At 72.1% G+C, this 1,541-nt stretch carries 1 protein-coding gene and 1 pseudogene; both read left to right on the forward strand.

Annotation, left to right across the window (positions count from 1 at the left end; translation table 11 throughout):
* Window positions 1-247, forward strand: a pseudogene (locus BKE38_RS28635) (oxidoreductase); the annotation flags it as partial.
* Window positions 248-363: 116 nt separating this feature from the next.
* On the forward strand, window positions 364-1,443 hold the full coding sequence (locus tag BKE38_RS28640) for a malate/lactate/ureidoglycolate dehydrogenase (RefSeq protein WP_106409330.1): 1,080 nt from the start codon (window positions 364-366) through the stop codon (window positions 1,441-1,443).
* Window positions 1,444-1,541: the final 98 nt, after the last annotated feature.

Genomic DNA, 1,541 nt, shown 5'->3' on the forward strand with positions numbered 1-1,541 from the left:
CGGCATCCACAACATCCGCAGCACCTGCATCTGCCCGGGCGAGGTGGTCACCCCGATCCTCGACTTCCGCCCCGAGCCGGTCTCGGCCGAGGACCGCGCCCGCATGCTGCAGCCGGAGGACATCGCCGCCGCGGTGCTCTTCGTCGCCAATCTGCCGGACCGCGTCTGCATCAACGAGATCCTGGCGACGCCCACCTGGAACCGTTTCCAGGCGCCGCTGGCGCAGAAGGTGGCAGCCATGGCCTGACCACGACCCGGCCGGGGCGACACGCCCCGGCCGGCGCTTTCCCTGCCGTGAGGGCTTGTCACGCCGCGCCATCGCGCCATGCTGACCGGACCAAGAAAGCAAAGCAGGAAACGCCTATGACCCCGGTGCTGGTCCCCGCCCCGCAGCTCGAAGCCCTGGTCCGCGACATCTTCATCGCGGCCGGCGGCAGCCAGGAGGAATCGGCGGGCATCGCCCATCACCTGCTCGGCGCCAATCTGGCGGGGCATGACAGCCACGGCGTGGTCCGCGTTCCCCGCTATGTCGAATGGCTGCAGGCCGGCCACGTCTTCCTCGGCCGCTCGGCCAAGGTGGTGACCGATGGCGGCGCCTTCGCGCTCCTCGACGCCGAGTTCGGCTTCGGCCAGACGGTGGCCGCCGAGGCCACCCGCCTGGGCATCGCCCGGGCCAAGCAGCACGGCGCCGCGGTCATCGCGCTGCGCAACGCCGGCCATGTCGGCCGCATCGGCCATTACGCCGAGATGGCGCTGGCCGAGGGCCTGCTGTCGATCCACCTGGTCAATGTAGCCGGCTCCACCCTGGTCGCCCCCTTCGGCGGCGTCGAGCGGCGCTTCTCCACCGCCCCCGTCGCCATCGGCGCGCCGCTGGACGGGCGGCCGATCGTGCTGGACTTCGCCACCTCCCGCGTCGCCGAGGGCAAGGTCCTGGTCGCCTCCAACGGTGGCAAGCCGCTGCCGGAGGATTCGCTGATCGGCCCCGACGGCGAGCTCACCGGCGACCCGCACATGCTCTACGGCGAATACGACAAGATCGGGCCGCGCAACGCCGCCGGCGGCCTCGGCGCCATCCGCGCCTTCGGCGAGCACAAGGGCTCCGGCCTGGCGCTGATGTGCGAGCTGCTGGCCGGCGCCTTCACCGCCGGCGGCTGCTCCGGCCCGGTCGCCGAGCGTGGCCGCATCTGCAACGGCATGCTGTCCATCTATCTCTCGCCCGAGCATTTCGGCACCCAGGCGGAGTTCCAGCGCATGGGGCGGAACTATGTCGACTGGGTCGCCTCCTCCCGCCCGGCCGACCCGGCCTATCCGGTGCTGCTGCCCGGCGAGCCCGAGGCCGCCACCCGCGCCGCCCGCCTGGCGGACGGCGTGCCGCTGCAGCCCGACACCTGGACCGGCATCCTGCAGACCGCCGAGCGCCTCGGGGTTGCGGTTCCGGCCTGAGGCCCACAGCTTTCGGGGGATGCCGCATCCCCCGCCCCGCTTCGGCGCAATCCCGCCATTTTCGCGTGAAGAATGGCGCCTGTGACCACCCCGATCCT

This window comes from Teichococcus deserti, assembly GCF_001982615.1.
Classification (GTDB): Bacteria; Pseudomonadota; Alphaproteobacteria; order Acetobacterales; family Acetobacteraceae; genus Pseudoroseomonas; species Pseudoroseomonas deserti.